Genomic DNA, 26382 nt, shown 5'->3' with positions numbered 1-26382 from the left:
GCTCCTAAAAACTGAACTGATATTTCGGCCCGAAGCCGAATTCGGCCGTTTCCGCGCCGGGAATCACCGCGTGCTGCTTCAGCAGGCGGCTCGCGGAAAGCGGCTCGGGCGGGTCGATCAGCGCATTGGCCGGATCGTAGCCGTCGCCGGTGATGACGAAGGCGACCTGGTTCCATGCGACCTCGAAGGCGCGCCGTTCCATGATCCGGTTGCCCAGCGCCGGATCGCCGATCGCGACATGATCCGGGAATGTCTTCCGGATCACCACGAAATGCTTGTAGCCCTTGATGTTTATCAGGGCGATCACCGGCAGGTTGAGTTGCCGGAGCATATCGTAATCGAGCCGGTAACCCTCGCCCGACATGCCGACCAGCTGCACATAGGTCTTCATGTCCAGCAGGGAGAAGCCCTTCTCCCGCACGAGGTCCGGGTCCGCGACCTTGAGCATGTTCACCAGAACCTGATGCTCGGTGGTGCCGTGGCCGAAGGCCTCGTTGAAGATGGTCGCAAGCACCGCGGCGCCGCAGCTGAAATCGCTCCTCTGGCGGACGATGCCCGCGAATTTGAGATCCTTCCAGCTCTGGACGGGCCGGGTAACGACAGGTGCGCCCATTCCGACCTGACCCAGCCAGATCGGCACGTCAGTCGGCGGAGCGCTGACGCATCCTGCGAGCTGCGTCCCAGCCATCAAGGCAATCGCGGCCCAGAGTCTCCCAGAAGATCCGCGTCGGGTATGATTCAGCCTTGGGCGCACCTGCGTTCGCTCCCGTGAGAGGAATTGAATGGAATGCGGATGAGAAGGGGAGGAACCGAAGCTCCTCTCCTTCCTATGCGCGAGGCTTAGCTTGGATCGGTGCCGCCCCCGCCACCGCCGCCATTGCCGCCCCCGTCGGTGCTGCCGACCGAGGATGCCGCCATGGTGAGCGAGTTCAGCTGCTGGTTGCCGACACCGGCTGCCATGTTCAGGCCGATATTGCCGGAAGCATTGGCAATGGTAGCCGCCCCAACCAGATTGATGCTGTCCTGCTGTTCGACACCGTTGAACAGGGCAAGCTGGATCAGTCCGGCATTGGCTTCCGCCAGCGCCGCATCCGTCGCCACCGCCAGGGTCATCAGGTTGGCCTGCTGGTTGAGGCTGCCCGCCGCAACGTTGACGCCGATATTGCCGTCACCGCTGATCGCGCCGCCCTGGACAGTGTTACGGTCGCGGAAGTTGTTTCCACCACCGCCAATCTCCTGCTCATCTTCATTGAGAATCTCGCCGGGAGTGGCAAACTGCCCCACACCTGCAAGTGCCTGGAGCGAGGTAGTGGAAGCTTCCGCCCAGCCACCGGCCGCTTCTGCATTGTTGACTTCCGAAGATGCAAGCACCGCGGAGTTCAACTGCATGTTGAGATAGCCCGCTGCCAGGTTGACCCCGATATTGCCGGAGCCGCTGATATCGAAGGTGGCAACGTTGTTGATGATCGGCGCAAAGAAACCTGCGCGAATCTGCGGCTGCACGACGCCATCCGTCAGTTCGTCATTCGGATCCTGACCGGCTTCACTGACGCCCTGTCCGAACACTTCATCGACCCAGCCATTTTCGGCATTGAGTTCGTTCTCTTCGCGATAGGTCACCGCATTGATGCCGGAAAGCTGCTTGACGTCATTGACGGCCACGGCCGAGCTGTCGACATTGATCGCTCCCGCGAGGGTAACGGTGCCTTCCAGCGCTACTTCCTTGGTGTAGGAAACATCGGTTTCGACCTTGGTGTCGATCTTGTTTTCATAATCGATTTCAATGTCGAGAGGATCTCCGCCCCGGCGATCGGCCAGCGCGGGAGATGACACTACAAGCGCGGAAACCGCGGCTGCAGCGAGTAACATGCCTTTCATTTCATTTCTCCTTGGTAGCGGTTACGGTGTGCCCCCGGCCAAGACATTCAGCACGAAGGTGTTGGCGGAGGAGTTCCTCTCGCCACCGATCAGGTTGACCTGGACTAGGCCGCTACTGTCCCGGAACGCGTCCTTGCCGACGGCAATTGCATCGTTCCGGTCCCCAGTGCCCCCAGTAGACCCGCTCGGTTCGGTAGAGGCGCGGGACTGCTCGAGCAGTTCATCCGAAATCGCCCCAATTCTGCCAATTGATAAGACGGCGACATTCGCCAGCTGGTTCTGAGTTCCAGCGGCGGCATTGATGCCGACAAGGCCGCTGGACTCCGCGAAAGCATTTCCTTCCAGCACGATCCGCGTGGAACGGTCGCTGCTGCCCGATCCCGCCATTCTCTGGTGGACCCGCTCCAATCCGGAGGAAATATCGCCCAGCGTGGCCACTGCCGCGTTGACCTGCTGGTTGCTGTTGCCCGCCGCCGCATTCACCGCAATCCGTCCGTTCGCGCCTGCGTTGCCGTCGCCCGGTATCACGATCTCATCCTGAACCTGGGCGATCGCGACAGCGGGAGCGATCAGCGCCAGCCCGGCGAGAAGGCATGACGCCGCGCGGTTCACTTGTCGCCTCCCAGGACATCGCGCATGACGCCCAGCGCCGAAGGCAATGCTCCCATATTGTCGCGAATGACTCCCCCGGCGCCGCCTGCCTGTTCCTGCGCGATGGACCGGGAGTCCATCCCATGCTGGCTGGCCATGACATCGAGGCCTTGCGTGGTGGCCTGGGAGAATTGCTGATACATCGGCGTGGTGCGCGCCAGCACCGCCGATTGCTCTGAATCGGTCAGGGGCGTCAGGCCCAGATCGACCGCGGAAACCACTTCATCCCGGCCGCCCATCACGACATAATTGGGGGGCGCGGGCGGCGCGGGCAGTTCCGCGGCGCGGGTCGGCACTTGCCGCAATGTGATGAAGCTGCCCGAGGGTAGATTGTCGCCCGGCTGGGATGCCGTTGCGCCTGCCGGAACCAGCGCAGTAATCAGCAATGTAATGACAATGCCGACCACAGAATTGGTATATTGACGAGATTGCTTGTTCATCGCCATCCCCAACCCAATATCCATACGCACAAGTCGTCTGGTTCACTGAAGCGGATATGCTCCAATGTTCGCGCAATTAGAGAGTATGAGGAAGAATCCTCACCCAAGATTTATTTAGTTAATGAGATGTTAAGGCGATTCGTTTTCTATTTCATCGCCATAAAAACCTAATCATCGAAGTATATATTATCTATATTAGGTAATTTCATCTAAGGTATGATGATTAGATGGCATCCACTAGTCAATTTTGATTAGTCGGTATGCGCATGGCCGCAGAAACGGCGCAGGCAATGCCGACCGCCGCTTCGCGTTTGCCATTTGCGACAGGAACCGAAGGAAAGTCCGGCAAGTCCGGCGATTTCCCGCCGACTGCCGATGAAGCGCTGGCCGCTCCATACAGGGAGAAGCGGCTGTCTTCGCGGTCCGCCTAGAGCTGGTAGGCGCTTACGCGATGCCAGAATTGCTCGCGGGAATTTATATGCATCTTGTCGTAGCACCGGCGGAGATGCGCCCTCACCGTGTGGATCGAAATGTCCAGCTTGTCGGCCACATCGTGCGCGGAAAGACCATTATACAAGGCATCGGCGACCTCCGCCTCGCTGCGGGTAAGCCCGAAGGCCTCGCGGAGATCGACAAGTTTCGCATGATGATCCGGCGCGGCTTGCTGCAGGGTGACGAACACCTGCCGGTCTTCCGACGCGGTCGCCCGGAATATCCAGTGCCCGCCCGTTCGCAGGCAGGGATGCAGCAAGGTTTCCACACCCTGCGCGTTCACCATGAGCAGCTTGTCGAAGCTGGCGCGATAGCGGCTGTCGACCGGGACGACGAAGCCATGCTCCAGGCGCAGGCAATCCCGGTCATCGATAATCCGCCGGGCAAGACCGCTGCACGCGATCAACCGGCCGTCTCTCTGGAGAATCAGGCGCCCCTTGCCATCGAGCCTGGACCAGCAATCCAGCGCGCGCTCAAATCCCTGTTCGGGATGCTCGCTGAAATCGAACAGCAATTCCTGTCCGCTATCCATATCCGAGGAATGCCTCAGCCAAGCATGTTCCTCGAACTCGCTTCCTCTCAGTGCCCCTGCCATTATGGTTACCCCAAAACACGCCTGACCGGTTTCTTGCCCGGCCCCGATGTCAGTTTGGCGACCCATTTTATTTTTTCGTTCTTGGGAGAATTGAGACAATTCTCCGATCATCCACTATATCATACGAATTAACCTTGCAATCCAAAAGGAATTTTTCAGGATTGCCGGACTGTATCTTATCGGGTCACCCAATCCGCCGAAGGTATACCCAGAAGTTGAAGGATTGATGTCAGGTCGCCGCGATCGATCCACCCGTCGGATGCCGCCCGTGCCTTGGGTTTCGCGCGAAAGGCCATGCCGAAAGTGGCTGCCTCGAGCATGGGAATGTCATTGGCTCCGTCGCCCGCAGCCAGGCTGACCGCCCAGGCGCCGAGCGATTCCATTTCTTCCAGAAGAACCGCCTTCTTCACCCCGCTATCGGTGATCGAGCCGACCAGGCCGCCGGTAAGAACCCCTTGATCTACTTCGAGTCGATTCGCGACAACCCGTTCAAAGCCGAGTTGCCCGGCAACCGGATCGGCGAATTGGTGAAACCCGCCGGTGACCAGAATGGTGCGGCACCCCTTCTCCTTCAATGTCGCCACGAGAGTGCCAGCGCCGGGCATCGCGGCGATGCGGGTTTCGAGACATTCGGCGATCGCGCTTTCCGGAAGGTCCCGCAGCAGGCTGACGCGTTCGCGCAGCGCGCTTTCGAAGTCGAGTTCGCCCTGCATCGCCCGTTCCGTGATTGCCGCGATCTGCGGCTTGATGCCGGCGAAATCGGCAAGTTCGTCGATGCATTCCGCGGAGATGATGGTCGAATCCATATCCGAAACGAACACATGCGGAATGGTGATGTCCCGTTCGGCGACCAGCAGATCGCTGGGGGTGAAATGCTTGTCGAGCAGCATGCGCAGCAGCGCCGGATCGCCTTCCGGCAGTTCCAGCTCGAGGACATTTCCGCAGAAGTCGAGCATTTCGGCCATGGCGAGACGCAAGCCGTGCCGCGCCAGATCTTCTTTCGCGACTTCAAGTTTTTCGGAAAGGTCCTGCGAGTTTGCTATCAGCCGGGCGATGAGCAAGCGAAATTCTCCTGACATGGGCGGCGCAGCGCCACCGCTGGCGCTCATTGCAGGGCCGACCGCAAGCGGCAAGACCGATCTGGCGATCCGGCTCGCCCTGGCCCTGCAGGATACCGGCAAGACGGCGGCGATCATCAATGCCGACAGCGCCCAGGTCTATCGCGATCTGCGCATCCTGAGCGCCCGCCCATCGCCCGAAGAAATGCAGGGCGTGGACCATCGGCTGTTCGGGGCCTGGGATGGCGCGGCCGCCTGCTCCGCCGCGGATTGGGCGCAGGCGGCGCGGCGCGAGATCGCGCAACTTCATGCGACAGGCGGGGTTCCGATACTGGCAGGGGGAACCGGGCTTTACCTTCGCACCCTGCTCGAGGGCATCGCGCCCGTGCCGGAGATCGATCCGGCTATAAGGTATGAGGTGCGCGTCCTTCCCACCCCGGATGCCTATGCGGCATTGGGGCTTGAAGACCCCGGTCGCGCGGCGCTGCTCGACCCAGGCGACAGTGCCCGGATCGCAAGGGCGCTTGAAGTGGTCCGCTCCACCGGCAAGCCGCTTGCCCACTGGCAGGAACGCAAGGAAGGCGGGATAGCGAGGGCCGTGGCGCTCCATCCGCTCCTGCTCCTGCCGCCCCGGGACTGGCTGTATGAGCGCTGCGACCGGCGTTTCGAGGCAATGCTGGATGGCGGGGCGGCGGAGGAAGTGCGGCAACTGCTCGACCGCAGGCTGGACCCGGACCTGCCGGTGATGCGGGCGATCGGAGTGCGCGAGATTACCGGATGGATTCGCGGGGAATGGAGCCGGGAAGAGGCGCTTGCCCAAGGAGCGCAGGCGACACGAAATTACGCGAAGCGGCAATATACGTGGTTTCGTGGGCAATCTCCTGTCGAATGGAAAAGGATTGAGACACCTAATTTCTCCGACATTTCCTATTTTGAAATATTATTCCAATCCTGATGATTGACATATCATTTCCTTTCTTATACCCGCGCATCGTTCTGTCAGTACAAGAAGACCCGGTGCAGCCCCCATGCGCCGGGTCGCTTTTTGTTCCTGACCAAAGCTGTGAATGAGGAATTATCGTGACTGAAGAGCGTAGCGGCGCGGCCATTCTCGTCGAATGCCTGGTGCGGCAGGGGGTCGAATACGTGTTCGGCTATCCCGGCGGGGCAGTCCTGCCGATCTATGACGAATTGTTCAGCGACCCACGGATCCGGCATATCCTGGTACGCCATGAAGCTGGCGCGGCCCATGCGGCGGAAGGCTATGCCCGCTCCACCGGCAAGCCGGGTGTGGTGCTGGTCACCTCCGGCCCTGGCGCGACCAACGCCGTCACCGGCATCGCCGACGCCTTCATGGATTCCATTCCGATGATCGTCATCACCGGGCAGGTCGCCACCAACCTGATCGGTTCCGACGCCTTCCAGGAAGCGGACACCATCGGCATCACCCGCCACTGCACCAAGCACAACTATCTGGTGAAGGACCCTTCGGAGCTGGCGGCGACGATCGACGAGGCTTTCGAGATCGCGACCACCGGCCGCCCCGGCCCGGTTCTGATCGACCTGCCCAAGAACGTCCAGGTCGCGACCGCCAGCCTGACCGACCAGGCGCCGCAGCGCCCGGCGCGGTATCGCCCGCGCCTCGAAGGATCGCAGGACGAGATCGCCCGCGCCATCGAAATGATCGCGGCGGCGAAGGAGCCGGTGCTTTATACCGGCGGCGGCATCATCAATTCGGGGCCGCGCGCCACGGAGCTTCTGCGCAAGTTCCAGGCGCTGACCGGCATTCCGCTGACCTCGACGCTGATGGGCCTTGGCGCGTTCCCATCCGATCATTCCGACTGGCTCGGGATGCTCGGCATGCACGGCACTTATGAGTCCAACATGGCGATGAACCGGGCCGACCTGATCCTGTGCGTCGGCGCCCGCTTCGACGACCGGGTTACCGGCAGGCTCGATGCCTTCGCTCCTAATTCCAAGAAAATTCATATCGATATAGACCGTTCTTCCATCAACAAGACGGTTCCGGTCGATCTGCCGATCATCGGCGACTGCGCCCAGGTCCTGGAGCAGCTGATCGCGGCATGGGGCGACCGCCCTACCCCCGACCTGACGGAGTGGAAGGCCCGGATCGACGGCTGGCGCGCGCGCGACAGCCTGGCCTATCCGAAAAACACGCCGGACCTGATGCCGCAACTGGCGGTGGAACGGCTTTTCGCCCTCACGCGCGACAAGGACCCAATCATCACCACCGAAGTCGGCCAGCATCAGATGTGGGCCGCGCAGTATTTCGGGTTCTTCGGCCCGAACAAATGGCTGACGTCGGGCGGCCTCGGCACCATGGGCTATGGCCTGCCCGCCGCCATCGGCGCGCAGCTGGGCAATCCGGACACGCTGGTGATCGACATTGCCGGCGAAGCCTCGATCCAGATGAACATTCAGGAAATGGGCACCGCCAGCCAGTATCGCCTGCCGGTCAAGGTGTTCATCCTCAACAACGAATATATGGGGATGGTCCGCCAATGGCAGGAGCTGACCTATGAAAGCCGCTATTCGAATTCCTATTCGGACAGCCTGCCCGATTTCGTGGCCCTTGCCGAAGCCTATGGCTGGAAAGGCATCCGCATCCACAACGAGGCCGAGCTGGACGCGGGCATCAAGGCGATGATGGAGCACGATGGCCCGGTCATGGTCGATTGCCTGATCTCCAAGGAGGCCAATTGCTTCCCGATGATCCCGTCGGGGGCGGCGCATACCGACATGATCCTTTACGGAGACGAAGTGGCCGGAACTATGGAAGATGAAGCGAAGGCTCTGGTCTAATGAAAATCAGCACACTCGAATCCGAACGCCATGTCCTGACCATCACGGTCGATAACGAGGCGGGCATCCTCGCGCGCATTGCCGGGATGTTCACGGCGCGCGGCTATAATATCGACAGCCTGACCGTGGCTGACATCAGCGAGAACCACTCGGTCAGCCGCATCACCATCGTCACCCAGGGGCCGCCCGCGGTGATCGACCAGATCCATGCCCAGCTAGAACGGCTCGTGCCGGTCCACAAGGTAACCGACCTGACCGAGATAGGCCCGCATGTCGAACGCGAGCTTGCGCTGGTAAAGGTTGCAGGCACCGGGGAGAAGCGCGTAGAGGCGCTGCGCGTGGCGGATGTGTTCCGGGCCAAGGTAGTGGATACCACCACTTCCAGCTTCGTTTTCGAGCTGACTGGCGCCCCGGACAAGATCGACAGCTTCGTCGCGATCATGCGCGAACTCGGTCTTGTCGAAGTGGGGCGGACCGGGATTGTCGGAATGATGCGCGGGGCCGAAGGGGCATAGCCGCCAACGGGACCGATCTCTTCGCCGCTGCGAGCCGCAGGGGCGATTCCACCGATCGCCATGGAGCGAACTTGATTTTGCCCCTGTCATGCAGGGGAGACGAAAAGGGCAGAAAATGAAAGTTTATTACGACGCCGATTGCGACCTCAATCTGATCACGGACAAGAAGATCGCCGTGCTCGGCTATGGCAGCCAGGGCCACGCACATGCGCAGAACCTGCGCGATTCCGGGGTGAAGGAAGTCGCCATCGCGCTCCGCCCCAATTCCGCCAGCGCCAAGAAGGCGGAAGCCGCCGGCTTCAAGGTCCTGTCCAATGCCGAAGCGGCGAAGTGGGCCGATATTCTCATGATCCTTGCCCCGGATGAAAACCAGGCCGGTATCTGGGACGCCGATCTCAAGGACAACATGAAGCCGGGCGCGGCGCTCGCCTTCGCTCACGGCCTCAACATCCATTTCGGCCTGATCGAGCCGCGCACCGACATCGACGTAATCATGATCGCGCCCAAGGGCCCGGGCCACACCGTGCGCAATGAATATGTCACCGGCGGCGGCGTGCCCTGCCTGGTCGCCATCGCGCAGGACACCACCGGCAATGCGCACGACATCGCGCTGGCTTATGCCTCGGGCGTCGGCGGCGGCCGTTCGGGCATCATCGAAACCAACTTCAAGGAAGAATGCGAAACCGACCTGTTCGGCGAGCAGGCCGTTCTGTGCGGCGGCATTTCCCACCTGATCATGGCTGGCTTCGAAACCCTGGTGGAAGCCGGCTACGCGCCGGAAATGGCCTATTTCGAATGTCTCCACGAAACCAAGCTGATCGTCGACCTGATGTATGAAGGCGGCATCGCCAATATGCGCTATTCGATCTCGAACACCGCGGAATACGGCGATTATCACACCGGCCCGCGCGTGATTACCGACGAAACCAAGGCGGAAATGAAGCGCGTCCTCAAGGACATCCAGGAAGGCAAGTTCGTCCAGCGCTTCATCACCGACATCAAGGCCGGCTATCCGGAAATGAAGGCCAAGCGGAAGCTGCAGGGTGCGCATCCGATCGAGGAAACCGGCGCCAAGCTGCGCGCGATGATGCCCTGGATCGGCGCGAACAAGCTGGTCGACAAGTCCAGGAACTGATCCGGCGGGGCGCTCATCGCGCCACGCTCTGAAACGATTTTCCGCGCCCGCGCGTTGCCCTCCAAATTACCGGCGGGGTCGACGCGCGGGCGTTTCTGTTTCTCGGCGAACGATGTTACAGTCCTGTCATGCGGTTGCATTACGGCCGCTTGCGCGCCATCTCATCCATCTTCCTTTCAATTTGGGCCTTCCCATCGCAAATTTCGGAGCCAGATCATGAGACTGATTGCATTTGCCGCCGTTGCCCCCGTCCTTGTGCTTGCCGCGACCCCGCTTCTTGCCGATCACCATCAGCAGCCCGCATTGCCGGGCGTGGAGGATGTCAGCCGGGTCACAGCCGGTTCCTATGCCGCCGATCCCGCGCATACCCTGGTGGGCTGGCGCGTCGACCATCTGGGCTTCAATGACTATTTCGGCATCTTCGGCAATGTCAGCGGCACGCTGGAGCTGGACCCGGCCAATCTCTCGGCCGCCAGGCTTTCGGTCACGATCCCGATTGCCGAAGTCACCACGGCCAGCGCTGGCCTGACCGAGCATCTTTTCCGGCCGGGCAAGGATGGCGCCAAGCCCGATTTCTTCGGCCCCGCCCCTGCCGCGGCAACTTTCGTTTCCACCTCGGTCAAGCCCGGCGAGGATGGCAAGGAAGCCCTCATCACCGGCGATCTGACGATCAACGGCATCACCAAGCCCGTCACCATCGAGGCGGAATTCACCGGCGCCGGAGCCAACCCGATGAGCAAGGCCGAAACCGTGGGCTTTGAAGGCGAGGCGAAGATCAAGCGTTCCGATTTCGGCATCAGCGGCTTCGTCCCGCTGGTATCGGATGAAGTGGAACTGGACATCACCGCCGCGTTTGAGAAGAAATAACCCGGCATCTCTCAACGCCCGGCTTGCGCGCCAGCACTTTCCTACAGCGCTGGAAAAAGGCTAAAGCCGGGCGATGAACCTGCCTGTTTCAGCCGTTTTCCCGCCTTCTTTCGCCCCGTCCCGGGGGAACGGTTTTTTCACCCTTGAACAGTGTCAACTGTGTCAACCCCCTCTCCGTAATGCTTCGGACTGGACTTTGGCGCGCATATACTCCATATGCGCGCCAGCCATGACGGAAACACATCCTATCCAGGCCCTTGGCCCGCTGCTGCGACTTACACGCCCCCGGGCGTGAACCTTGTGCTGCCCGCGGGCGGCGCACGCCGTCCGGGGGAACCGATCAGCCCTCCACACCACGCAGCAAGAGATTGTTTCCAGATGTCGATGCTTTCCGATCCATCGGTCAAATACCGGCCGTTTCCGCAAATCGCCCTGCCTGACCGGCAGTGGCCGAACCATGTCATCACCGCACCGCCGCGCTGGCTCTCGACCGATTTACGCGATGGCAACCAGTCCATCATCGACCCAATGGATGCCGCGAAGAAGAACCGCTTCTTCGACCTGCTGGTCGATGTCGGTCTGAAGGAAATCGAGATCGGCTTTCCGGCCGCCGGAGCGACCGAATTCGATTTCATCCAGGGCCTCGTCCGTTCGGGGCGGATTCCCGACGATGTCCTGGTTCAGGTCCTCACCCAGTCGCGCGAGGACCTGATCCGCACCAGTTTCGACAGCCTGGAGGGCGCGCGCGCCGCGATCATCCACCTGTATAATGCGGTTTCACCCGCCTGGCGCCAGATCGTCTTCCAGATGAGCCTGGAAGAGGTGAAGGAAATCGCGATCAAGGGTGCAAAAGTCCTGCGCGACGAAGCCGCAGCCCGCCCCGGCACGGACTGGCACTTCCAATACAGCCCGGAAACCTTCTCCACCGCGGAGATCGATTTCAGCCTGGAAGTCTGCGAAGCGGTGATGGATATTCTGCAGCCCACGCCCGATCATCCGCTGATCCTTAATCTGCCGGCGACGGTCGAGGCGGCGACGCCGAACATCTATGCCGACCAGATCGAATATTTCTGCCGCAACATTCCACGGCGGGACAGCGTGGTCATCAGCCTGCACACCCATAACGACCGGGGCACCGGGGTGGCGGCGGCCGAACTGGGCATGATGGCCGGGGCCGATCGCGTCGAGGGCTGCCTGTTCGGCAATGGCGAGCGCACGGGTAATTGCTGCCTGGTGACAGTAGCTCTCAACATGTATACGCAAGGCGTTGATCCCAGACTGGATTTCTCGAATATCGACAAGGTCATCGAGACGGTCGAATATTGCAACCAGATCCCGGTGCATCAACGCCATCCCTATGGCGGCGAACTGGTCTTCACCGCCTTTTCGGGCAGCCACCAGGACGCGATCAAGAAGGGCTTCGCCGCGCACGAAGTCCAGAACGACGAGCTGTGGCGAGTGCCCTACCTGCCGATCGATCCGGCCGATCTGGGGCGCACTTACGAAGCGGTCATCCGGGTCAATTCGCAGAGCGGAAAGGGCGGTTTCGCCTGGGTTCTGGAGCAGGACAAGGGCCTCAAGCTGCCCAAGCGGATGCAGGCGCATTTCTCCCGCCATGTGCAGGATCTGGCCGACCAGTTGGGCCGCGAGCTGAATGCGGAGGACATCTGGGAAGTCTTTCGCAAGACCTACCATATGCAAACCGCCAACCGGCGGTTCCAGCTCGTCGATTATGACGAGACGCGCGCCAGCGACGGCACCCGCGTGTTCAGCGGGACCATCCGTGTCGATGGCGAAGCGCAATCGGTAAGCGGGCGCGGCAATGGATTGATTTCATCCGTCCTCGCCACTCTGAAAGACACCTTCGGGCTGGAAATGGAAGTGCTGGATTACGGCGAACATGCGCTCAGCAAGGGGACTGACGCACGCGCGGCGGCGTATGTGGAATGTGCGCGCCCTGATGGCACGATCGTATGGGGCGTGGGCATAGATCCGGACGTGGCCACGGCAAGCGTCAGGGCGATACTGAGCGCCGCCAACTCGGCATCGGTAGATTGAAGCGCTGGTAGATCGAGAAGAGCGAGGGGTGAGCGGGTTTTGCGCAATTCGGGCGCAAGATCCGCCCCTCTCCACTGCTGAAACCCCAAGTTCAGCTTGCGCTCCAGACCCGGACAAGGCGGCCGTTTTCGGAAGGCTCTATTCTGAGCAGCCGCCCCTCCGGCCCGGCGATATCCACGGTCCGATCAAGGGAGCCATTCGTGACGAGATGATCGATCAGCCGGACTGCAATCCTGGTCGCCGCTGCCGGATCGCCCATAAGCTCCGGCTCGATCCGCAGTTCCTGCCCGGTGAAGAATCCTACCCCTTCGGTTTGCATCGCGCCATCCGCCACTTCCCCCAGGCTGACCAGACCCCTTGCGGGAAACACGCCGCCTTCCAGCCAGTTCGCGACGATCGCGGAGAAATAAGCCGGGGCGATGCGGCTTCTTGCCGGATGCCAGACCACCGCAGCCAGATCCGGCAGGCTGCACAGCGCCGCCGCAAGCCCAGCCATCGCGCGGACGATGGGGACAAGACGCTCTCCTCCCCGCAAATGCGGGCCAGGCAGGATGCGGACCGCTTCATGGCCTGCAATGTCGAACCCGGGCGGAAGCTCGAAGTCGTATGGGCAGGAAGGCAAGGGCGCGCCTTCTCCCGGGGCCAGGCCGATCACATCGAACGTCAAGCCCCATATCAGCGCCTCGACCGAAACCGGGCTGCCGCTCTCGCTCAAATAGGAAGAAGTAATGGCACCAGCACAATCGCCGACACCCAGATGCTGGCTTATGGAGAAACCGCCGCTTGCCTGGGCGCAAGCATCCAACTGGCAGGGATCAGGGCGCAATCCCGGCGGGAAGGCCAGGGAAACGCCATACTCACCTTTGTAATCGTTCATGTTTTGCCATCGCCCTGTTGAACAGGTCCGGTTTGTGAAGCCAAAGAATGGGCAGGTCGAGTCCTCCGACGGGGGATGATCCCGTTACGGATGCATCTGTCAGAATATGCCCAAAGCCAATCCTTCCGAGAGAGCGGCGCCAAGCTCCGCGCAACTGCGCAATTGGGCTTCGGAGAGGGTCTTCGGGGCGAGTATCTCTTCCGGTGTCTGCGCCTGAAGATTGACGATCAGGGGATCGGCCACACGTTTCAATCTCCACCCCGTCACGATCCGGTCGATTTGCGCGGTGGCGCCCGCGCCGTCCGATCCCGCCGCAATCGCCGTGGCGTAAGCGCGCCCCTCTATCCGGCCGAGAACCGGATAGTAACAGCGATCGAACATCTCCTTCATCGCCCCGCTCATGCTCGCAAGGTTTTCCGGGCAGACGAACAGATAGCCCTTCGCCGCCAGAAAATCGCCCGGCCGCACCTGCTCCGCGCCAATCAGATATGCTCGCGAACCTGCCCCAGCAGCCGCAGCTTGCGCCATGGCCTGCGCGGCCCCGGTCCGGCTATGCCAGATGATCGCCAGCAAGAATCAGCAGCCGGACGAACCCATCACTCCGCCGAGCAGACCCCCAAAGCCGCCCTTCGGCTTGCACTTCTGCTGGGGCGCGGATTGCCCTTCGGAGGAGGAGTTACCCATCCCGCCCATCGACATTCCCTGCGCCTCCATCCAGCTAGTCATGGAACGATGCCGGATGCGCGCCGTCCATTCCAGATTCCAGGGCGTGGATGCGGATGTCGGACGCGGCGGATAGGCGAAATTCTCTTCCGGGCCGAACGCGGTCAGCGTGCCGAAGCGGAAATCCGGCGCATCCCGTTTCACTTCCGCCGGGATCAGGCAGCTCGTGGTGGAAGGCGCCATCACCGTCTTGTCGCGGACCAGGCCGGCGACTTGGGATGGCGAAAGCCAATCGGCCAGACCGCCGCCGAATTGACGGGTGGAGCTGCTCGACCACATCACCATATCGGTCATCTCGCCATTGGCACCCTGGCGGCCGCCGAACAGGAAAGCGAGATAGCCGGTCGCATCGGGAATCCCCGTCCAGCTCAGCACTGTGGCGCCGCCTGCCTGCGTTCTTGTCGACGAATTGAGCGCGGCCATGAAATCCTTGGTGAGAGTGAAGGAAATCTCCGGCGAATAATTCCCGGCAATCCTGTGCGCACCGATCAGGGAGCTATCGGGCTTGGCGTATTTCCCATCTTCCGCGGGCCAGCGCCCGAACGTCCGGCTGTTGTTGATGGTCGGCCCGAGATCGCGCGCGATCGCCGATGTCCACAGCCCCGGCGGCACCTGCCCTGCAGCAAGCTTGGAAAGATCGATCACCACCGGCTGCCCTTTCGGGGCGGTGGCACCACATCCCCAATAGACCAGAATGCGCCCCTTCGGCTTTTGCGGGAGTTCGTCGGTCGCTTCCCGTTCCTCGCGAGGCGTGACCAGCGCCACCGATTTCCCGAGCTTGGCGACCGGAGGCATGAAGTGATCCGCCTTTGGCGCTCCCTTCGCCGGAGCGCTCGACGAGCCGAGTCTCAGCAACAGCTCATGCTGGGCGTTGTTCGATCGCCCCCCGCCGAACATCATGCCCATCATGGAGCCGGCGCCCATGCTGCCCATGCCGGAAATCGTGCCCGCACGCATATCATACCGCGCGATCGGGCCGCTGGACGGCTTTTGTTGAGCATATACCGACACGGCAGCGCCAGCCACCGCACACACAGCCGAAAGAAGCAACGCCTTGCGAGCAACACCCATCCACCCAACTCCCTGACAAAGTATGATCGCTTCATAATCGATTCGCAGCCATCGCGCCTGCAAATTCGTATGGGGAAACTGACCGATCAATCTTTGCGCATTCCTATGCGTAGTCTAGTTGAGAGGAATGGTTTCTCGCGTGGCAATGACTGCATTGGGAGTGGACTGCTCGCTCGGCGGGCGGGCATGGCGCTGGCGCGGCGGCAACATGGACATGGCGGCAGGCGCCGCCGGTCTGCAGGATGACATCATTTCCCAGCTTCTGCTGGCAAGAGGCGTAGCTCGCGAGGATATTGCCCGCCACAGCAATCCGACCTTGCGGGAATTCCTGCCGGACCCATCCGCCTTCAGAGACATGGATGTCGCGGCGGAACGGCTTGCCCAGGCAATCCTTACCAGCGAGAAGATCACGATCTACGGAGATTATGACGTGGATGGCGCAACCAGCAGCGCCTTGCTGGTGAGGCTTGTGAAAGCCCTGGGGCACAGCGCGGATTTCTACATTCCCGATCGCTTGCTGGAAGGATATGGCCCCAGCGCGGAAGCGCTCGTCCGGCTTGCCGCCAATGGCAGCAGCCTGATCGTCACGGTCGATTGCGGAGCGATGGCGCATGATGCCCTCGCCCAAGCACACGCAGCCGGAGTGGACGTGATCGTGGTGGATCACCACAAATGTTCGGCGCAGCTTCCGGTCGCCACCGCTCTCGTCAATCCCAACCGGCTCGACGAGAGCGATCTGGCCGCCGCGCATGGGCATCTGGCAGCGGTCGGGGTCGCCTTTCTGCTTGCCATCGCTACGTTGCGCACCTTGCGCCATCGCGGCTTCTTTGAAACCAGGGCCGAGCCGGACCTGTTCGCTCTGCTCGATCTCGTCGCACTTGGAACGGTGGCGGATGTCGCCGCGCTCCATGGCCTGAATCGCGCGATGGTAGCGCAAGGCCTGAAAGTGATGGCCCGGCGGGAAAACACCGGCATGGCGGCGCTGATAGATGCAAGCCGCCTCAACCGCGCGCCTACGTGCAGCGATCTGGGGTTTGCCCTTGGGCCGAGAATCAACGCAGGCGGCCGTGTCGGCGAATCGACCCTCGGTGTCCGCCTTCTCACCACCGAAGATCCGGAAGAAGCACGGGCTATCGCAACACAGCTTTCAGCCCTGAACGAGGAGCGGCGAGCGATCGAGGCTGCTGTGCAGGAAGCCGCCGAGGCCCAGCTGGATGCGCAGCATAACCGGGCCGTGATCGTTGCAGCCGGTTACGATTGGCATCCCGGCGTGATCGGGATAGTTGCCGGCCGCCTGAAGGAGAAGACGGGCAAGCCGGCATTGGTGATCGCGCTGGGCGCCGATGGAAACGGTCTGGGCAAGGGATCGGGCCGGTCGATCACGGGCGTGGACCTTGGGGCAGCGATCATCGGTGCGCGTGAGCAAGGCCTGCTGGTGGCTGGCGGCGGACACGCGATGGCTGCGGGCCTGACGATCGAATCGGACAAGCTTTCACATCTGGCCGATTGGCTAGATGACCGGCTCGGCTCCGCCGTTGCAAGCGCCACGGCAAATCAGGAAATGCTCGTCGATATCGGTCTGGCGCCTGGGGGGCTGACGCCAGAGCTGGTGGAGACGCTGGAACGTGCCGGTCCTTTTGGCGTGGGCTGGCCCGGACCGAGGGTCGCGGTCGGTCCCATCCGCGTGCTGAAGGCCGATATTGTGGGGAAGGATCATGTGCGCGTGATCGCCAGGGGCAATGATGGCGCCTCTTTCAAGGCCGTTGCGTTTCGCGCAGCGGAAAGTGAATTGGGCCAGACACTGCTGCATGGCTCCCGCAACCGCGCGCTCTGGCTGGTCGGGCGTGCGAAAATCGACGATTGGGCCAGCAAGCGCCAGGCGGAATTGCATATTGAGGATGCCGCCTGGGCGGACAATGCGACAAGGGCTTGACCCTGCCAATCGCTCCCCCTAAGTGCGCGGCCACGCCACCGACGTGGCCCCTTCGTCTAGCGGTCAGGACGCGGCCCTTTCACGGCTGAAACACGGGTTCGATTCCCGTAGGGGTCACCACGGTGCGCAGACAGCAAGTTCTGTCGCACCGGCACAAGGCCCCTTCGTCTAGCGGTCAGGACGCGGCCCTCTCACGGCTGAAACACGGGTTCGATTCCCGTAGGGGTCACCATTCAGACCGATCCCCTGTGTTCCCGGTAAAGACCGCGCAGTTCCGCAAGGTCATGTCACAAGCTGTCACAATGGGCTGGTTCTTCCAGAGCCTTGCCGTTAAGGGCGCTCGCGATGAATCAGCGCCGTCCCCTGCCTTGGCCCGGCATCCTGCTGGCCCTTGCCAGTGGCGGCTTCATGCTTGCTGCAGGCAGCGATCCGTTCCTTGTTCTGGCGGTGGTCGTCCTCTGGATCGCCACCCTCTGGATCACCCAGCCACCGCCGCAGGCGCAAAGTTCGGAACGGCTCGGCGTCAAAATCAGCCGGGACAATATGCGCGACCTGATCGAGCATTCCGGCCTTCCCCTGCTGTTGCTTGACCGCAACCGCATCCTGATCGCCAATTCCGCCGCCAGAGAAGCCCTCGGCCCGCATGTGGTGGGGCAGGACGCGCGGGTGGCCTTGCGCCATCCGGCCGCGGTGGAACTGCTCGACCGGCAGGGAGGCGGAAGCGCGACCATAGCCGGTCTCACAGGGCCGAGGAGCATCTGGCAAATCAGCCGATATCCGGTTGATGAGCGATATTGGATGGTGGAGCTCGTCAACCGGACCGCTGAAGCGGACATCAGCCGCGCGCATACCGATTTCGTCGCCAACGCGAGCCATGAACTGCGAACCCCGCTGGCTTCCATCATCGGTTACATGGAAACCTTGGCGGATTCGCAACAGCAAGTCGATGGAAAGACCAAGTCCCGCTTCTACGAGATCGTCCTGAACGAAGCCCGGAGGCTGGAAAGCCTGGTCGACGATCTGATGTCCCTCTCCCGCGTCGAAGCGGAAAAACACGATCAGCCGAACGAGCGGCTGGAGCTTAATGGAACTTCCGCCCAGGCCGCGCGGGATGCCGGCAGGCCGGAAGACAAGCCTCGAATCGAAGTCATCAAGTCCGATACGCCGCTTTATATTCGCGGCGATCGGCAACAAATCGAACAGCTTGTGCGCAATCTCGTGGACAATGCGCTCAAATACGGAGCGGCGGGCGAAAAAGTCACTGTCACCCTGGACAAGGACGAGAATGGCTTTGCCCGGCTCGCGGTGAAGGATCGCGGGGAAGGTATCTCGCCGGAACATATTCCCCATTTGACGAGGCGCTTTTATCGCACCGATCCCGGCCGCAGCCGCGCCGCGGGCGGAACCGGCCTGGGCCTGGCAATCGTCAAGCACATTGTGGAGCGCCACCGGGGACGCCTGGACATCTCGAGCAAGCAGGGACAAGGGACGACTGTAACCGTCCGTTTCCCGACGATTGTGGAAGACACCGGGCACTTGTCATGACGACGTCACAAAAACTACACACCGCGCGGCTGTGAGCCGCCGTGTGACGGTTCCGACTAGGGAGCTCCTCATCATGAAGAAGTCGGTTGTAATGGCATTGCCCGTTATCGCAGCCAGCGCTCTGCTTGCCTCCTGCGGCAGCAACGCCGGTAGCGCGACACGCGATTCGATCCGCGCAGTCGGATCATCGACCGTATACCCCTTTGCCAAGGCGGTTGCAGAATCTCTTGCCAGATCGAATCCCGACATCAAGTCCCCGATCATTGAATCGACCGGCACGGGCGGTGGGATGAAGCTTTTCTGCGCCGGCGTCGGCGCGCAACATCCCGATGTCGCGAATGCATCGCGCCGGATAAAGAAATCCGAATTCGAAGAGTGCCAGGCCAATGGCGTCAAGGAAATCGTGGAAATACAGGTTGGCCTCGACGGTATCGCCTTTGCCGATGCCAAGCGCGGCCAGAACCTCAAGCTGACTCCAGCCATCATATACAAGGCTCTGGCGGCCAAGCCGTTCGGCAAGGACCAGACCGCGAAGACCTGGAAGGACGTTGATCCCTCCCTGCCGGCCGACCCCATACTGGTGTATGGCCCGCCTTCGACTTCCGGCACCCGCGATGCACTCAAGGAGCTGATTCTCGAAGTCGGCTGCAAAACCGACCCCGCCATGGAAGAGCTGAAGAAGAATGATGAGGACGAGTTCAAGAAGGTCTGCACCGAGGTGCGCAATGACGGCGGCTATGTCGATGCGGGCGAAAACGACAATCTGATCGTTCAGAAGATCGAAGCCAACCCCAAGGCAATTGGCGTTTTCGGCTTCAGCTACCTTGAAGAAAATGCCGACAAGCTCAACGGCCTGGCCATGAACGGTGTCGAGCCGACTTATGAGACGATATCCAGTTTTTCCTATCCAGGCGCCCGCCCGCTTTATATCTATGTGAAGAAGGCGCATCTCGACGCAATTCCGGGCCTCAAGCAATATGTCACGGAATGGACAAAAAGCTGGGGCAAAGGCGGAATGCTGGCGCAAGTCGGCATGGTCGTGTCACCGGATGACGTGCTGGCCAAGAACCTGGATAATGCCACCAAATTCACGCCGATGACTGGCGACGACCTGAAGTAAGGATTGCCGAAGAACCATGTCGCCAGCTATTCTGCTTCTCCTCGCCTTTGGGCTGGGGCTTGTTGCGTGGCTGGCGGCACGCGGCCGGGCATGGAGCTTTCGCCGCCAGGCGGACGGCGGGCGGATTGCCGCCCTGCCCAGCTATCATGGGTGGTATGTCGCACTCTGGACGGTGATTCCCACTCTGATCTTCATCGTCTTGTGGAGCATGGTGGCTCCGCAGATCGCAACCAATTCGGTGCTGGCCGATCCTGCGGCGGCCAATCTTCCCGAGTTCGGCTTCGAGCGCCAGAACGTATTGAATGAGGCTGCGGCCGTGGCGAGCGGCGCTGCCCGGGGTGTATTCAACCCCGCGGCGGAAGCGCTGGTCGAACCATATCGCATTGCCTTCTTCCGTATACGCCTGATGGGCATTGCCATCACGCTGATTATCGCCTTTGCCGGCGGCGCCTGGGCGTTTCTGCGCCTGAAACCGGATTTCAGGGCGCGGACACAGGTTGAGCGCACCGTGATGGCGTTTCTCCTGCTTGCCTCGCTGGTCGCAATTCTCACCACGCTCGGAATCATCGTTTCGCTCGTTTTCGAGACGATACGTTTCTTCGGCATGGTCTCGCCCTCGGATTTCCTGTTCGGCACGCATTGGGGGCCGGACCCGATGAGCAACCCCGCCAATCCGGACCCCGACCGTTACGGCGCCATTCCGCTTTTCTGGGGCACGATCTACATAGGCGCCATAATCGCCATGCTGGTGGCCGTGCCGCTTGGCTTGATGAGCGCGATATATCTCACCCAATATGCCGCCCCCAGCTGGCGCAAGTGGCTCAAACCGGCTCTGGAAGTTCTCGCGGGCGTTCCCACGGTGGTCTATGGCTATTTCGCCGCCTTGACTGTCGCGCCGGCGATCCGCGACGCCGCCCTCGCCGTCGGCATTTCCAACGCATCCAGCGAAAGCGCGCTCGCCGCCGGCCTCGTCATGGGCGTGATGATCATTCCCTTCGTGTCGTCGATGGCGGACGATTCGATCGCCGCCGTCCCCCAGGCCATGCGCGATGGCAGCCTGGCAATGGGCGCGACCCGATCCGAAACCATCCGCCGGGTTCTCATTCCCGCCGCTCTCCCCGGCATCGTCGCCGGAGTGATGCTGGCCATCAGCCGCGCTATCGGCGAAACGATGATCGTGGTGATGGCGGCGGGCGCGGCGGCGAATCTCACAGCCAATCCGCTGGAAGCCATGACGACGGTCACGTTCCAGATCGTGGCGATGCTGACCGGCGAAGGCAGCTTCGATCATCCCGCCACTCTCAGCGCGTTCGCGCTCGGGATGGTTCTTTTCCTCGTCACGCTCGGGCTTAATTTCATTGCCTTGCGCGTCGTCAAACGGTTCCGCGAAGCATATGAGTGAGCAAATTCGCCCGACCCGCACGGCCGCTTTCGAGGGCCGGCTCAAGAAGCGCTATGCCGCCGAGAAGCGCTTCAAGATACTTGGCCTGCTTGCGGTTCTATTCTCCGTGGCCGTTCTCGCCCTGCTTATCTTCAACATGACGATGAATGGCGTGGGCGGGTTCCAGCGCGTGGAAATGAAGGTTCCGGTCGATTTCCGCGAGGCGGGAATGACCGTCGACCCTCGCGCGCTCGAACAGCCTGATCCGCAAGGGGTGCTCGAAAGATCAGGCCTGCCGATGGTAATCCAGACCGCGGCCGAAAAGGCACTCGGGGCGGATGGAGCGGCCCAACTTGGCCAGAATGCGTGGCGCGACGCGGCAAGAGAGATCATCGCAAAGCCTTCGCTCCTCGCAGGCACAACAACCTTCTGGCTGCCTGCAAGAGAAGACATGGCGACCGCATTGCGCGGAGATGGCAAGGCCGACCTGCAGCCCCTCGCGGCAAAACTCAGCAAGGCAGGCGTATTGGAACGGCGGTTCGACTGGGGTTTCCTGAACCGCGCCGATGCCACCGATCCGCAAATGGTCGGCATCTGGGGCGCGCTCAAAGGCTCGATACTCACGATGCTCGTAACCCTCGTCCTGGCCTTCCCCATCGGCGTGCTCGCGGCACTTTATCTTGAGGAATATGCGCCGAAGAACCGCTGGACCGACATAATCGAAGTATCGATCAACAATCTCGCCGCGGTTCCGTCGATCATTTTCGGATTGCTCGGCCTGGCCGTATTCCTGTCGATCTTCCCGAATTTCCGGTCCGCCCCCCTGATCGGCGGTATGACCCTGGCGCTGATGACGATGCCGGTTATCGTGATCTCCGGACGCAATGCGATCAAGGCCGTACCCCCTTCCATTCGCGACGGAGCGCTGGCCATCGGCGCATCGCCCGTGCAGGTGGTGTTCCACCATGTCCTGCCGCTCGCATTGCCGGGCATCCTCACCGGAACGATCATCGGAATGGCGCGCGCGCTGGGTGAGACCGCTCCGCTGCTGATGATCGGAATGCGGGCCTTCGTCGCCACGCCGCCCGACAGTTTCACTTCCCCCGCAACAGTGCTTCCCGTGCAGATCTTTCTGTGGTCCGACGAGATCGACCGCGGATTTGTCGAACGCACCTCGGCTGCAATCATCGTGCTGCTGCTGTTCCTTCTGGTTATGAACGGGCTCGCGATATACCTGCGCAATCGCTTCGAGAGAAAATGGTGACAGACGAACTTCCCCAGATCGACGAGAGCAACGGCGCCAAGATGAGCGCCCGCAATGTCTCCATCTTCTACGGCGCCAAGAAAGCCATAGACGACGTATCGATCGATATTCCCGTGAGTTACGTCACGGCCTTCATCGGCCCGTCCGGCTGCGGGAAATCCACGTTCCTGCGCAGCCTGAACCGGATGAACGACACCATCCCGGGCGCACGGGTGGAAGGAGAGATCTCGCTGGACGGTGAGGATATCTACCATTCCGGCATGGACGTGGTGCAATTGCGCGCGAGAGTGGGCATGGTGTTCCAGAAGCCCAACCCGTTTCCAAAGAGCATCTACGAGAACATTGCCTATGGCCCCCGCATTCACGGACTGGCTGAAAGCCGCGCGGATCTGGACTCGATCGTCGAGCGCAGCCTGCGTCGGGCCGGCCTGTGGGAAGAGGTGAAGGATCGCCTCACCGATAGCGGCACGGCGCTTTCGGGCGGCCAGCAGCAGCGCCTTTGCATTGCGCGGGCCATCGCTGTCGATCCCGAAGTGATCCTGATGGACGAGCCATGCTCCGCGCTTGACCCCATTGCCACCGCCAAGATCGAGGAACTGATCGACGAGCTGCGCGGGCGCTACGCCATCGTGATCGTAACCCACTCCATGCAGCAGGCCGCACGAGTATCGCAGCGCACCGCATTTTTCCATCTCGGCACGATGGTGGAATATGGACAAACAAGCGACATCTTCACAAATCCGCGCGAGGAGCGCACGAAGGATTACATCACAGGGCGGTATGGCTGATGGCGGAACATACAGTTAAGGCGTTCGACGAGGACATCACCCGTCTGCGCGGCCTGATCGCCGAAATGGGCGGCCTGGCCGAACTCTCGATACAGGAAGCGCTCGATGCGCTGGTCAAGGGCTCCAACGATATTGCCCGGGGGGTGATCGCTCGGGACAAGAAGATCGACTTGCTGGAAACCGAGGTCGACAAGCTTTCCGTCCGCGTCATCGCCTTGCGCGCGCCGATGGCGGACGATCTGCGCGAAGTGATTGCCGCATTGAAGATCGCCGGCGTGGTGGAACGGATCGGCGATTATGCCAAGAACATTGCCAAGCGGATCGGCGACATCGAGAGCCGGAAGCAGTTCGAGCCTCTCACCCTTCTCCCGGCGATGGGAGAACTGGCCGTGGAGATGGTTCACGATGTCCTGACCGCCTATGGGGCGCGGGACCCAGTGCTGGCGCTTGAGGTAATCAAGCAGGACGAGAAGGTCGATGCTTTCTACAACAGCATCTTCCGCAATCTGGTTTCATACATGGTGGAAAACCCGGCGACGATCAGCAGCGCGGCGCAATTGCTGTTTGTCGCCCGCAGCATCGAACGGATCGGCGACCATGCCACGAATGTGGCCGAAATGGTCTATTACGCCGCAACCGGCAATTATCCGCCGGAATCGGAGGATGATGGTCGATCCAACGACCCGATTGTGTCATAACTTTGTAACAATTTTGCGGAATGGGGACGGATAAGTCAGGAATTTGCCTTGCCGCTACCCAAACTTCTCCTTGTCGAAGACGACCCCGCCCTGGCCGAACTGCTCGAGTTCCGCTTCAAGGGCGAAGGCTATCAGGTGCAAGTCACCGACGACGGTGACGAAGCCCTCATCCTTGCCGTGGAAGATCTGCCCGATCTCATCATCCTGGACTGGATGATCGAGGGCACCAGCGGGATCGAGGTATGCCGCCGCCTGCGCCGCAACAAGGAAACCGCCAATGTGCCGATCATCATGCTTACCGCGCGCGGCGCGGAGGATGATCGAATCCGCGGGCTAGATACCGGCGCCGACGATTATGTGACCAAGCCGTTCAGCCCTCGCGAATTGCTGGCGCGGGTGTCCGCAGTGTTGCGGCGCGTGAGGCCGGCGCTTGCCGGGGAAAGCCTGGTGGTGGGCGACCTGAACCTCGATCCCACCGCGCATCGGGTCGAACGGCGCGGCCGCAAGCTCGCGCTGGGCCCGACCGAATATCGCTTGCTGAAATTCTTCATGGAACATCCCGGGCGGGTGTTCTCCCGCAACCAGCTGCTCGATGCGGTGTGGGGGACAGGCAGCGAGATCGAGGAACGCACTGTCGACGTCCATATCAGACGCTTGCGCAAGGGAATTGAAATGGAGGGAGCGCCGGACCCGATCCGGACCGTGCGTTCCGCCGGCTATTCGCTGGAGCCTGTTTGAGCCCGCGCGGCCTGCCGCAAGGAAATCCCCGCCACGCGGCATGATCTGATGCCGGTTTCACTTTTCATGCAATGCTGGAAAAGCGGTTCGCACTTCCCTGTGCGATGATCTAAGCGGGCGTATGATCAAGCAAAAACCGGAACTTCGCGCCTATGCCATGCTGGGGCTGGTCATGCTGTTCTGGGCGGGCAATTCCATTGTCGGCCGGGCCGTGCGCGGCGACATTCCGCCCTTTACCCTGGCCTTGGTCCGATGGGTCGGCGCCTTGCTCATTCTGGCCCCGGTGGCTTTGCGCCATGTAATCGCCGAGTGGGACGCCATTCGCAGGAAATGGCCGGTCATATTGCTGTTAGGGCTTGTAGGTGTGGCGGGTTTCAACGCCTTCCTTTATTCCGGTCTTCACTACACCACGGCCAGCAACGCTCTCCTGATCCAGGCATTGATCCCGGCTCTGGTGCTGCTGATCGGGGCAATGCTGTTTCACGATCGCTCGCCATGGAAACAGGTCGCAGGGGTAGCGCTATCGACCTTGGGCGTCGTGATCATCGTTTTTCGCGGCGATCCCATGGCGATCCTGCGGTTGCACTTCGGCTTTGGCGATAGCCTGATCCTCGGCGGTTGCCTGGCCTGGGCGGTCTATACGGTCTGTCTGCGCCTGGCGCCCCAGGTTCACCCGCTTTCCTTTCTCTTCACCACCTTTGCGATCGGTGCGATTGCAATGGCTCCGCTGGCAGCGAGTGAAGCGCAGAGAATTGCGCGAATTCCCTGGAAGCCCGAGATTTTCGCCGCCTTTGCCTATGTCGCGATCTTCCCTTCGGTCATCGCCTATTTCCTCTACAATGCAACGGTAGCGAATATCGGCTCCGGAGCTGCTGGGCAGACTATCAGCCTGATGCCGCTATTCGGGGCGCTGCTGGCGGCTGCCTTGTTGAACGAGAAGCTCCAGGCTTATCACGGCGCCGGCATGGCGCTGATCCTGACCGGCGTGCTCCTGTCCGCCCTCGCCAATGCAAAGCGTGCCGGCAATTGACTAGGCGCCGCTGGCCGCCTCCCATCCAACCCGAGGGCGGATCGGTCGATCAGATTTCTCTCGTGCAGCACTTCCATGGGCTCTTCCGGGAAGGAACAAAGGCCTGCCGCTTCCGTTGGTTGGCCAGATAGCAAAACAGCGAGAGGCCACCATGAAACAGGAAAGCGGAAATTCCGACAGGCTGAAAACCAAATTCTGGCTGGAATTGACGGATTCGCCCCTTTTATTCCTTCAACTCGATGGCAACCCCGAAAGCGCCGTGCCCATGCGGGCGCATCTGGACAAGGATGCCGACAGTGCGGTCTGGTTCTATGTGGCGAGCGACAGCCATCTGGCGCGGACCGGCCCGGCCACGGCAATGTTTGCAAGCCAGGATCACGATATATTCGCGCGGTTCCATGGCATATTGGCCCGGGAAACCAGTCCGGAACGCCGCAAGAAACACTGGGGCAACCATGTGGAGGCATGGTTCCCGAAAGGGCTGAATTCCAATGCCGTCACCATGCTGCGCATGGATCTCGGTTCAGCCGAAATCTGGGATCACAATCTTGGAATCCTCACCGCCGCCCGAATGGCTTTGGGAATGGATGTGAGAGACAAGGCGAAGCATACGGAAACCGCGCTCTGACACTACCAGCATCTGACCTTGCAAGGCTGCGACTTCTCCAGGAAGGCGGCCTTGCAAGGAAGATCATTCCCCGC

The 26382-nt window shown here is 61.3% G+C and carries 25 protein-coding genes and 2 tRNA genes; 18 read left to right on the top strand and 9 right to left on the bottom strand.

The features are described from left to right. Positions 1 to 4 precede the first annotated feature (4 nt). From U8326_RS05555 to serB, 6 genes are all read right to left on the bottom strand, one after another. A complete protein-coding gene (locus U8326_RS05555; RefSeq protein WP_324742846.1) occupies positions 5 to 688 on the bottom strand; it encodes a C39 family peptidase in 684 nt (227 codons plus the stop codon). A 152-nt stretch (positions 689 to 840) separates the two neighbouring features. Next, on the bottom strand, positions 841 to 1878 hold the full coding sequence (locus U8326_RS05550) for a hypothetical protein (RefSeq protein WP_324742845.1): 1038 nt from the start codon (positions 1876 to 1878) through the stop codon (positions 841 to 843). 21 nt (positions 1879 to 1899) lie between these two features. Continuing rightward, on the bottom strand, positions 1900 to 2490 hold the full coding sequence (locus tag U8326_RS05545) for a hypothetical protein (RefSeq protein WP_324742844.1): 591 nt from the start codon (positions 2488 to 2490) through the stop codon (positions 1900 to 1902). Continuing rightward, on the bottom strand, positions 2487 to 2969 hold the full coding sequence (locus U8326_RS05540) for a hypothetical protein (protein ID WP_324742843.1): 483 nt from the start codon (positions 2967 to 2969) through the stop codon (positions 2487 to 2489). Before U8326_RS05540 ends, U8326_RS05545 begins: the two co-directional genes overlap by 4 nt. 427 nt (positions 2970 to 3396) lie before the next feature. Further along, positions 3397 to 4056, bottom strand: coding sequence for a helix-turn-helix transcriptional regulator (locus U8326_RS05535; RefSeq protein WP_324742842.1), 660 nt, complete (start codon positions 4054 to 4056; stop codon positions 3397 to 3399). A gap of 176 nt (positions 4057 to 4232) precedes the next feature. Next, positions 4233 to 5135, bottom strand: a complete 903-nt coding sequence (gene serB / locus U8326_RS05530) for a phosphoserine phosphatase SerB (RefSeq protein WP_324742841.1) — start codon at positions 5133 to 5135, stop codon at positions 4233 to 4235. Between serB and miaA the strand changes: the two genes are divergently transcribed. The 6 genes from miaA (at position 5110) to leuA (ending at position 12512) form a co-directional block, all read left to right on the top strand. Beyond that, positions 5110 to 6069, top strand: coding sequence for a tRNA (adenosine(37)-N6)-dimethylallyltransferase MiaA (gene miaA / locus U8326_RS05525; protein ID WP_324742840.1), 960 nt, complete (start codon positions 5110 to 5112; stop codon positions 6067 to 6069). The two genes, serB and miaA, sit on opposite strands and share 26 nt — an antisense overlap. 125 nt (positions 6070 to 6194) lie before the next feature. Beyond that, a complete protein-coding gene (gene ilvB, locus U8326_RS05520) occupies positions 6195 to 7937 on the top strand; it encodes a biosynthetic-type acetolactate synthase large subunit (RefSeq protein WP_324742839.1) in 1743 nt (580 codons plus the stop codon). After that, complete coding sequence (gene ilvN, locus U8326_RS05515; RefSeq protein WP_324742838.1) at positions 7937 to 8452, top strand: acetolactate synthase small subunit; 516 nt, start codon at positions 7937 to 7939, stop codon at positions 8450 to 8452. Before ilvB ends, ilvN begins: the two co-directional genes overlap by 1 nt. A 115-nt stretch (positions 8453 to 8567) precedes the next feature. After that, on the top strand, positions 8568 to 9587 hold the full coding sequence (gene ilvC / locus U8326_RS05510; RefSeq protein ID WP_324742837.1) for a ketol-acid reductoisomerase: 1020 nt from the start codon (positions 8568 to 8570) through the stop codon (positions 9585 to 9587). Positions 9588 to 9803: 216 nt separating this feature from the next. Next, positions 9804 to 10454 carry a YceI family protein gene (locus tag U8326_RS05505; RefSeq protein ID WP_324742836.1) on the top strand — a complete coding sequence of 217 codons (651 nt, stop codon included), beginning with the start codon at positions 9804 to 9806 and terminating at the stop codon, positions 10452 to 10454. Positions 10455 to 10832: 378 nt separating this feature from the next. Beyond that, a complete protein-coding gene (gene leuA, locus U8326_RS05500; RefSeq protein WP_324742835.1) occupies positions 10833 to 12512 on the top strand; it encodes a 2-isopropylmalate synthase in 1680 nt (559 codons plus the stop codon). Positions 12513 to 12603: 91 nt separating this feature from the next. Here leuA and U8326_RS05495 read toward each other — a convergent pair whose 3' ends face one another. The 3 genes from U8326_RS05495 to U8326_RS05485 all read right to left on the bottom strand — a co-directional run bounded on the left by U8326_RS05495 (position 12604) and on the right by U8326_RS05485 (position 15069). Continuing rightward, positions 12604 to 13389 (bottom strand): hypothetical protein, encoded by a 786-nt coding sequence (locus U8326_RS05495; protein ID WP_324742834.1) that lies wholly within the window; start codon positions 13387 to 13389, stop codon positions 12604 to 12606. A gap of 99 nt (positions 13390 to 13488) precedes the next feature. Beyond that, a complete protein-coding gene (locus U8326_RS05490; protein WP_324743533.1) occupies positions 13489 to 13917 on the bottom strand; it encodes a flavodoxin family protein in 429 nt (142 codons plus the stop codon). A 48-nt stretch (positions 13918 to 13965) separates the two neighbouring features. Continuing rightward, a complete protein-coding gene (locus U8326_RS05485; RefSeq protein ID WP_324742833.1) occupies positions 13966 to 15069 on the bottom strand; it encodes a hypothetical protein in 1104 nt (367 codons plus the stop codon). A 241-nt stretch (positions 15070 to 15310) separates the two neighbouring features. Here U8326_RS05485 and recJ point away from each other — a divergent pair, with 241 nt between their 5' ends. The 12 genes from recJ (at position 15311) to U8326_RS05425 (ending at position 26308) form a co-directional block, all read left to right on the top strand. Next, positions 15311 to 17116 (top strand): single-stranded-DNA-specific exonuclease RecJ, encoded by a 1806-nt coding sequence (recJ, locus tag U8326_RS05480; RefSeq protein WP_416385514.1) that lies wholly within the window; start codon positions 15311 to 15313, stop codon positions 17114 to 17116. Between the two features lie 45 nt (positions 17117 to 17161). Continuing rightward, a tRNA-Glu gene (locus U8326_RS05475) sits at positions 17162 to 17236 on the top strand. Positions 17237 to 17273: 37 nt separating this feature from the next. Then, positions 17274 to 17348, top strand: a tRNA-Glu gene (locus U8326_RS05470). Between the two features lie 113 nt (positions 17349 to 17461). Further along, on the top strand, positions 17462 to 18661 hold the full coding sequence (locus tag U8326_RS05465; protein WP_324742832.1) for an ATP-binding protein: 1200 nt from the start codon (positions 17462 to 17464) through the stop codon (positions 18659 to 18661). Between the two features lie 73 nt (positions 18662 to 18734). Further along, positions 18735 to 19781, top strand: a complete 1047-nt coding sequence (locus U8326_RS05460; protein WP_324742831.1) for a substrate-binding domain-containing protein — start codon at positions 18735 to 18737, stop codon at positions 19779 to 19781. 16 nt (positions 19782 to 19797) lie between these two features. After that, entirely contained in the window at positions 19798 to 21183 is a 1386-nt protein-coding gene (gene pstC, locus U8326_RS05455; RefSeq protein WP_324742829.1) for a phosphate ABC transporter permease subunit PstC, read from the top strand. Continuing rightward, entirely contained in the window at positions 21176 to 22426 is a 1251-nt protein-coding gene (pstA, locus tag U8326_RS05450; protein WP_324742828.1) for a phosphate ABC transporter permease PstA, read from the top strand. The genes pstC and pstA overlap by 8 nt, the downstream gene beginning before the upstream one ends. Then, complete coding sequence (pstB, locus tag U8326_RS05445) at positions 22420 to 23214, top strand: phosphate ABC transporter ATP-binding protein PstB (protein ID WP_324742827.1); 795 nt, start codon at positions 22420 to 22422, stop codon at positions 23212 to 23214. Before pstA ends, pstB begins: the two co-directional genes overlap by 7 nt. After that, a complete protein-coding gene (gene phoU / locus U8326_RS05440; protein WP_324742826.1) occupies positions 23214 to 23912 on the top strand; it encodes a phosphate signaling complex protein PhoU in 699 nt (232 codons plus the stop codon). Before pstB ends, phoU begins: the two co-directional genes overlap by 1 nt. Positions 23913 to 23960: 48 nt before the next feature. Beyond that, the gene (phoB, locus tag U8326_RS05435; RefSeq protein WP_324742824.1) at positions 23961 to 24650 is read left to right on the top strand and encodes a phosphate regulon transcriptional regulator PhoB; all 690 of its coding nucleotides are present in this window, start codon (positions 23961 to 23963) and stop codon (positions 24648 to 24650) included. A gap of 121 nt (positions 24651 to 24771) precedes the next feature. Next, entirely contained in the window at positions 24772 to 25680 is a 909-nt protein-coding gene (locus tag U8326_RS05430) for a DMT family transporter (protein ID WP_324742823.1), read from the top strand. A gap of 151 nt (positions 25681 to 25831) precedes the next feature. Next, positions 25832 to 26308, top strand: a complete 477-nt coding sequence (locus tag U8326_RS05425; RefSeq protein ID WP_324742822.1) for a pyridoxamine 5'-phosphate oxidase family protein — start codon at positions 25832 to 25834, stop codon at positions 26306 to 26308. Positions 26309 to 26382 lie beyond the last annotated feature (74 nt).

This window comes from Tsuneonella sp. CC-YZS046 (assembly GCF_035581365.1).
Classification (GTDB): Bacteria; Pseudomonadota; Alphaproteobacteria; order Sphingomonadales; family Sphingomonadaceae; genus JAWKXU01.
This window is presented reverse-complemented; position numbering and strand designations above follow the sequence as displayed.